The 7,623-nt window shown below is 67.8% G+C and carries 6 protein-coding genes and 1 rRNA gene; all 7 read right to left on the reverse strand.

The window, feature by feature from the left end; genetic code table 11:
• Window positions 1-38 precede the first annotated feature (38 nt).
• Window positions 39-1,760 carry a DNA repair protein RecN gene (gene recN / locus NNX37_RS11450; protein ID WP_255792797.1) on the reverse strand — a complete coding sequence of 574 codons (1,722 nt, stop codon included), beginning with the start codon at window positions 1,758-1,760 and terminating at the stop codon, window positions 39-41.
• Window positions 1,757-2,803: an NAD kinase gene (locus NNX37_RS11455; protein WP_255792798.1), complete on the reverse strand. Its 1,047-nt coding sequence runs from the start codon at window positions 2,801-2,803 to the stop codon at window positions 1,757-1,759. The genes recN and NNX37_RS11455 overlap by 4 nt, the downstream gene beginning before the upstream one ends.
• Before the next feature lie 55 nt (window positions 2,804-2,858).
• Window positions 2,859-3,731: a TlyA family RNA methyltransferase gene (locus NNX37_RS11460; protein ID WP_255792799.1), complete on the reverse strand. Its 873-nt coding sequence runs from the start codon at window positions 3,729-3,731 to the stop codon at window positions 2,859-2,861.
• Between the two features lie 2 nt (window positions 3,732-3,733).
• A complete protein-coding gene (locus NNX37_RS11465) occupies window positions 3,734-3,952 on the reverse strand; it encodes a hypothetical protein (protein ID WP_255792801.1) in 219 nt (72 codons plus the stop codon).
• A gap of 62 nt (window positions 3,953-4,014) precedes the next feature.
• Entirely contained in the window at window positions 4,015-5,016 is a 1,002-nt protein-coding gene (locus NNX37_RS11470) for an HAD-IIA family hydrolase (protein WP_255792802.1), read from the reverse strand.
• The gene (locus NNX37_RS11475; RefSeq protein WP_255792803.1) at window positions 5,006-7,174 is read right to left on the reverse strand and encodes a hypothetical protein; all 2,169 of its coding nucleotides are present in this window, start codon (window positions 7,172-7,174) and stop codon (window positions 5,006-5,008) included. Before NNX37_RS11475 ends, NNX37_RS11470 begins: the two co-directional genes overlap by 11 nt.
• 337 nt (window positions 7,175-7,511) lie before the next feature.
• Window positions 7,512-7,623: ribosomal RNA gene (rrf, locus tag NNX37_RS11480) — 5S ribosomal RNA — on the reverse strand; the annotation flags it as partial.

Here is a 7,623-nt window from a genome sequence, read left to right on the forward strand (position 1 = left end):
GCCTGTATTCATTCGGGAAGTCACCGGCGGTTCACCTATCACTGTAGGTGTCCCGCCGAGTCCAGCAGCTCCTCGGCGTGGGCACGGGCCGACGCCGAGTCCTCCTGCCCGGCAAGCATCCGGGCGAGTTCCTTGATCCGCTCCTCCTGGCCCAGCACCCGGACGTCGCTGGCAGTGACGCCGGAGCCGTCGTCGGTGGCCGTGGAGGTCTTGATGACACGGATGTGGTGATCGGCAAACGCTGCCACCTGCGGCAGGTGGGTGACCACGATCACCTGGACATGCCGGGCCAGCATGGCGAGCCGGCGGCCGATTTCGACCGCAGCCTTGCCGCCGACGCCGGCGTCCACTTCATCGAAGATGAACGTGGGGACCGGGTCCACCGCGGCCAGGACCACTTCGATGGCCAGCATCACCCGGGAAAGTTCGCCGCCGGAGGCGCCCTTGCCCAGCGGACGGGCCGGCGCGCCGGGGTGCGGCGCCAGCAGGAAGGAAATGCTGTCCGCGCCGTGCGGCCCCGGTTCGCCCGTGGGCTCCACCTCGATCACCAGGTTGGCGTCCTTCATCGCCAGCGCCGTCAGTTCGTCGCTGACACGCTGTGCGAGTTCGGCGGCTGCTTCGGTGCGCAGCTTCGTCAGGGCGGCCCCCCTGGTGGCCAGGCGTTCGGCGAGGGCCCCGATCTCGGCCTCCAGTGCTTCGATCCGGGAGTCGTCGGAGCTCAGCTCGGCGAGCCGTTTGGCGCCTTCGCCGCTCCACTCCAGGACCCCGTCGATCGAGGGGGCGTACTTGCGGACCAGGCCGGCCAGCTCCGCCCGGCGGGATTCCACTTCGGCCAGCCGCTCCGGACCCTCGGAGTCCAGCGATGCTCCGTAGCTGGCCAGCTCGGTGGCGATGTCGGCAAGGATGTATCCCACTTCGGCCAGCCGCTGCCCGGAGGCGGCCAGCGCCGGGTCATGCTCCCCCGCGGATTCCAGCTGCCGCTTGGCGGCGTCCACCAGCGACGTAGCGTCCCCACCGTCGGCAAAATCGTCCGCGATGAGGGCCGCATGAGCGCTCACCGCGGCGGTGCGCAGCTCTTCGAGGTTGCTCAGGCGCATGGCCTCTGCCTTGAGGGAATCGTCCTCCCCCGGCTGCGGGTCCACCGCTTCGATTTCCTCCAGTGCGGCGGTCAGGTATTCGGCTTCCCGAAGCCGGTCCCGGGCCTGGTCCCGCAGCTCGGACAGCTCCTTGGCTGCGGTCCGCCAGCGGGCGTAGTCCTCGCGGTAGGTGCCGAGTTCGGCGGCGAGCGGAGCCCCGGCGTACTTGTCCAGCGCCTCCCGCTGGGCTGCGGCGCTCTTCAGCCGCAGCTGGTCGGTCTGGCCGTGGACCACCACCAGGTGTTCGCCCACCTCCGCCAGGACGCCTACCGGCGCGGAGCGTCCGCCCACATGTGCACGGCTGCGGCCGTCGGCATTGACTGTACGGACCAGCGTCAGTTCGGCGGCGCCGTCGTACTCTTCCAGCTCCGCCCCGGCCTCGGCTGCGCGTACGGCCGCCGCGCTCTGCGGATCCACGCGGACGAGCGCCTCGGCGACGGCGGACTTGGCACCGATGCGGACGGCACCGGCGTCGGAACGCGCACCCAGGAGCAGTCCCAGGGCAGTGATCACCATGGTCTTGCCGGCGCCGGTCTCACCCGTCACCACAGTGAAGCCCGGGCCCAGGTCCAGGGTGGCGTCGGTGATAACACCGAGGTCCCTGATCCGGATTTCCTCAATCATTCGACCACGCCTCCACTGTCCGAAACTGCTGCGTCCCTGACTTCCCAAGTGCCGTCTTTTGCTGCGCTGCCGCCGTCGGGCGTTCCGCCCCGGACCGGCCGTTCGGATACCGCGCTGAGCTGGGTGCCGGCAGCGGCAGCCGGCGCCGGACCCCGCCATCCGTGGGTGGGCAGCTGGAACTTACGGACCAGCCGTTCCGAGAACGGTGTGAGGTGCGTGCGTGCCAGGCGTACGGGTGTCTTGGAACGGGTTACCTCCACACGGGATCCCGGCGGCAGGTCAATGCTGCGTCGGCCGTCGCACCAGAGCACGCCAGCGGCGTCGGTCCGGGTCAGGATCTCCACCGCCAGTACGGAGGTAGGGGAAACCACCAGGGGCTTGGCGAACAGCGCGTGGGCGCTGATGGGCGCCAGCAGCAGTGCCTCAACCTCGGGCCAGACCACTGGGCCGCCGGCAGAGAAGGCGTAGGCGGTGGAGCCGGTGGGTGTGGCCAGCACAACGCCGTCGCATCCGAAGGAGCTGATGGGCCGGGCATCCACTTCAATGACCACTTCGATCATCCGCTGGCGGTCGGCCTTTTCCACGGCTGCCTCGTTCAGCGCCCAGGTGCGGGCCAGCAGTTCGCCGCCGTGCCAGACCTTGACGTCGATGGTCATGCGTTCTTCAACGGTGTAGGCGCGCTCCACCACCCAGTGGACGGTCTGGGCCAGATCGGCGCGTTCGCTTTCGGCCAGGAACCCCACGTGGCCCAGGTTCACACCGAGCAGCGGCACATTGGTGCCGCGCACCAGTTCCGCCGCCCGCAGGATGGTTCCATCGCCGCCGAGCACCATGCCCAGGTCCACATCGTCCAGTGCGACGTCCTCGTCGAGGATTTCGGTGGGGGCCGTGAGCACACCGTATTCGGCCTGGATGTCTTCGAGGTCAGCCCGCCGCATCACCGGAACCAGGCCGGAGGAATGAAGCTGGGTGCACGCCTCCTGGGCAGCGGTCATGGCGGCCCGCCGTCCGGTGTGGGCCAGAACCAGTATCCGTCTGCTCATCTGCGTCTTTATCCTCTTCGTCTTACGCGTGGATGCCTGGGGCATTGTCCATCCGTCAGTCTTCTACGCCGGGCTTAGGCTCCGCAAACCCGGCAAACGCTGCGTCGACCAGCGCGGACGCTGCATCAGCGGCCCGTGTGCCGGCGGTCTGTCCCGCGCCGGCAGCTTCTTCGCCTGTGGAGGCAGGGTTCTGTTCCGGTACCTGCAGCCACATAAAGAACTCCACGTTGCCGTTCTGGCCGGGAAGCGGACTCGGAGCGATGCCTCCGATGGTCAACCCTGCCTGAATGGCTGCAGTCGCCACCGCTGCGACAGCTGACCGGTGCTGCTCCGGATCCGTGACTACCCCGGTGCGGTCCAGCCTCTCACGGCCCACCTCAAACTGGGGCTTCACCATCAGGAGCAGGCTGCCGCCGGGACGGGTGGCTGCTGCCAGCGGCCCCACCACCATGGTCAGTGAAATGAAGGACAAATCGGCGACCGTCAGATCGACTGTGCCGCCGATGTCCTGCGGGTCCAGGTAGCGGACATTCATGCCTTCATAAACGCTGACCCGCTGATCCTGCCGGAGCTGTTCCACCAGTTGGCCGTGGCCGACGTCGACGGCGGCCACGTGCGCTGCGCCGGAGCGCAGCAGGACGTCCGTGAACCCTCCGGTGGAAGCACCGGCGTCCAAGCAGCGCAGCCCGAGCGGCCGGACCTCCGGGAAAGCCGCAAGGGCGCCGGCTAGCTTGTGGCCGGCGCGGCTGACGTAGTCCGGGAGGCCGTCGTCGAGCACCTCCAGCCGTTCGGCGGCATCCACCGGAGCCGAGGGCTTAGCCGCCGGCGTCCCAGCGTGCAGCACCCGCCCTGCGGCAATGAGTCTGGCGGCCTGGGTGCGCGAGCGTGCGAGTCCGCGGGTGACGAGTTCCTGGTCGAGTCGAGGCATGTCTATCCTGCCCTGTGGTTCCCGGGCGCCGGGGACGACGCTGCGGGTTGTTTGTTCAGTTCGCCGAGCAGGGCGTCATGCAGTTCGGCATACACCGCTGCATGAGCGGACACCGGCAGGGATGCCACCGGGCCGAGTCCTTCGAGGAGGGAATCGACGGCGGTGTCCTCCGTGGACACCGCTGCGTGCGGCCATGGCGCCGCTGGCTGGGATTCGGGCATCGATCTTCCTCCTGCGGGTTGCCTGCTGGATGCATGATGAGGGATGGGTTCCTGCTGGAAGCCTATCCGCGTGCGGTGACAGTCCAGCGGATCTCGGGAGCCTCTGCGGAATCGACGTCCGGACGGGCAGCCCACCAGGCGGCGCAGGCAGCGCGCCAGCTGTCCAGGTCGGAGGAATCACCGGCAATGACCACAGCCGCGTCCTCCACCCAGGCAAGGGCGGCGCCGCAGCGGTACTGCCCGGCGTCCAGGACGGGCACCGGATACGGCTCAAAGAGCGCCCGGAGATTCTCAATCAGGTACACCGGCCGCTCCGGGGTCCGTGCGGCAAGCGCGGTCAGGGGGGTGTCGACGCCGGTGAGCACCAGGGCGGTGTCAAAGCCTGCGTTGCTGCCGCCCAGGATGTCCGTGTCCAGCCGGTCCCCCACGACCAGCGGACGCTCAACGCCCAGGTGCCGTGCCGCCGTCGTAAACAGCGGTGCCTCCGGCTTCCCGGCGACGAAGGGTATCCGGCCTGTGGCAGCGCCGACGGCGGCCACGAGGGTCCCGTTGCCGGGTGCGATTCCGCGGGCCTGCGGGATTGACAGGTCGGTGTTCGTGGCCACCCAGACAGCGCCGCGTCCGACGGCGAAAGCCGCTTCAGCGAGGTCGGCCCATCCCAGGGAAGGATCGAAGCCCTGGATGACGGCGTCCGGCGCGTCATCAGCTGAGGTGACCCGGACGAGCCCCTGAGCTTCGACGGCTGCCACCAGGGTGGCGCTGCCGGTCACGAGGACCTTGGCCCCCGGAGCAACCTTGGAGGCCAGCAGTTCCGCCCCAGCCTGCGCGGACCCGAAAACATTATCCGCGGTGGCGGGTGCTCCGAGCTCACGCAGGTGGGCGGCTACCGTCTCCGAGGAGCGCGACGCGTTGTTGGTGACGTAGGCAAGCTGGACCGATACGTCGGCCAGCCTGCCCAGGGCCTCCACGGCCCCCGGTATTGCGTGCGGTCCGGCGTAAACCACGCCGTCCAGGTCGGAAAAGACCGCGTCGTAGCCGGAGACCAGTGAAGGATTAGTCTTCAATGCGCTGCTGCTCCGTTTCTTCGGCGTCTTCGCGGGGAGTTTCCTCGTCGTCGTCGGCGTCTGCGTCGAAGTCCGAGACAATGACTTCCACAGCCTCGTCTTCGTCGTTCACATCGCCGGCCTCGGTGAGGAGGCCCTCCTGCTCGTCGCTGGGCAGCGCATCGACGTCGTCCGCCGGGTCAAGAGTGTCCTTCGGCGCGTCTTCAACGGGCGCGAAGTACGCGCCGGAGCGGTCTTCACGGGCTTCGGAGTGGCGCTTGGGGCGTTCCTCTTCTTCGGGGACGAGATCGAAGATTTCCGGTTCGGCAAAGTCGCCGAAGCCCAGGGCTTCGTCAGCGCGCAGCGCCTGCTTCCGCCATTTCTCCGCTTCTTCTCCGCGTCCGGCAATGTCCAGGGCATCGGCGTAGGCGCGGAACAGGCGCGGGCTGTAGGAGAACGCGCGGTTGCGGTCCAGCTGCGGGATTTCCAGGGCGGCCACGGCAGCGTCGAACTGTTCCATGTCCATCCGGGCGCCGGAGACAACAATCGCCAGCTCCACCTGTCCGGCGGTATCCAGGTCCTTGGCGTCCTCGGAGCGGGCCATGTCCAGCGCCTTTTCCGGGTGGCCCAGACCGCGTTCGCAGTCGGCCATCATGGGCAGGTAGGCGTTGGATCCGCTGATCCTGCGGTATGTGCGGAACTCGCGCAGTGCTTCACCGAAGTGTCCGGCTGCGTAGGCGGTCAGGCCAACGGCTTCCCGGACTACGGCCATGCGTCCGCCGCGCCGGCTGGCGGCCAGGGCGTGCTGGAACGCGAGCTCAGGCTCGTCGTCGATCAGGCGGCCGGCCATCACCAGGTGCTTGGCCACCCACTCGCTGTTGACTTCCTCCAGGTTGCGCAGCTGGGCGCGGGTGACCTTGTCGAGTTCCTGTCCTGTGACGTCCTCATCGATTTCGGGGGAACGTTCACGGTCGGGACGGTTGGCGCTGCGAAGATCCTTGGCGTTGCGGGGACGCGCTGCGGCAGGGGCATCGTCACGGCTGAACGACGGGCGGTCTGAACCGTACGAGGGCCGGTCACCGCGGGGCGGACGACTGTCACGCTGCGGACGATCATCCCGGGAAAACGGCTTACGATCCCCACGATCACCAAACGGCTTACGCTCACCATCACGCGGCGGACGGCTGTCACGCTGCGGACGGTCGCCGCGGTCGCCAAAGGACTTACGCTCAGCGGACGGACCGCGGTCGCCAAAAGGTTTACGCTCGCCGTCGCGGGGCGGACGGCTGTCACGCTGCGGACGATCATCCCGCGAGAACGGCTTACGATCCCCACGATCACCAAAGGACTTACGCTCACCATCACGCGGCGGACGGCTGTCACGCTGCGGGCGGTCGCCGCGGTCGCCACTTCGTTCGGAGAACGGCTTACGCTCACCGTCACGGGCGGGACGACGGTCGTCGCCGCCGAACGACGGCTTACGGTCGCCACGATCGGCAAAGGGTTTACGCTCGCCGTCGCGGGCGGGACGACGGTCGTCGCCGCCGAACGACGGCTTACGGTCGCCACGATCGGCAAAGGGTTTACGCTCGCCGTCGCGGGGCGGACGGCTGTCACGCTGCGGACGATCATCCCGCGAGAACGGCTTACGATCCCCCCGGTCACCAAAGGACTTACGCTCACCATCACGCGGCGGACGACGGTCATCGCTCCCCCGGCTGGCGCGGTCATCCCGCTCGGAACGATTGCTGAAGGGAGGCTTACGCTCACCATCGCGGGCAGGACGACGGTCATCCCCGCCAAACGACGGCTTGCGATCGCCACGATCACCGAAGGGCTTACGCTCACCGCTGCGCTCGGAGAACGGCTTACGCTCACCATCGCGGGCAGGACGACGGTCGTCACCGCTGCGGGCGGGACGGTCGCCAAAGGCAGGCTTGCGGTCCTTCGAATACGGCTTCCGCTCGGAAGAGGCACCGCGGTCACCGAAAGATTTCCGCTCACCGTCACGCGCAGGACGGCCGCCGAAGGCCGGCTTGCGGTCTTCAAATCGCTTGGGAGCGTTGCGGTCGTTTGTCGCAGGACGGCCGCGGTCGTCGCGGCGGTCTGACGAGTTGCTGCCGCGGGCGGCGTTGTTTCCGTCGCTGCTTCGCTGATCCCTGTTGTTTTGCTCTGACATGCTGCTGAGTTCCTCTCGTCGTGAGCCGACCAACGGAATTACTGCAGTCGCTCGTCACTATGTACCTGTAAGAAATGAAAAAGTTATGGGAGGCGGTGGCGCCTCAGGGTAATTCTAGTGCAGTGGCCACCCTGGCGCCGATTCGCCGGGCGCTCTTTAGCCCCGGAGAAGGGGTGAGCCTCGACACCCGGACGGGGGATCGCCATCCTTGCCTGGGCCTGGGCTACCGACGCCGTTGCAAGGAGGGCTGCACGCCACCCTCGGGTACCGGAGTCCATGGCTGGTTAAACAGGAAGAGCCCGCACCAACACTGGTACGGGCTCAACCTTCAAATATTGTCCGGCGGTGACCTACTCTCCCACATCCTCCCGGATGCAGTACCATCGGCGCTGTGGGTCTTAGCTTCCGGGTTCGGAATGGGACCGGGCGTTTCCCCCACGCTATGACCG

This window comes from Arthrobacter zhaoxinii (assembly GCF_024385505.1).
Classification (GTDB): Bacteria; Actinomycetota; Actinomycetes; order Actinomycetales; family Micrococcaceae; genus Arthrobacter_B; species Arthrobacter_B zhaoxinii.

Coding starts and splice junctions, on each gene's coding strand:
- recN (WP_255792797.1), bottom strand. CDS start 1,760: ATGATTGAGGAAATCCGGATCAGGGACCTCGGTGTTATCACCGACGCC.
- NNX37_RS11455 (WP_255792798.1), bottom strand. CDS start 2,803: ATGAGCAGACGGATACTGGTTCTGGCCCACACCGGACGGCGGGCCGCC.
- NNX37_RS11460 (WP_255792799.1), bottom strand. CDS start 3,731: ATGCCTCGACTCGACCAGGAACTCGTCACCCGCGGACTCGCACGCTCG.
- NNX37_RS11465 (WP_255792801.1), bottom strand. CDS start 3,952: ATGCCCGAATCCCAGCCAGCGGCGCCATGGCCGCACGCAGCGGTGTCC.
- NNX37_RS11475 (WP_255792803.1), bottom strand. CDS start 7,174: ATGTCAGAGCAAAACAACAGGGATCAGCGAAGCAGCGACGGAAACAAC.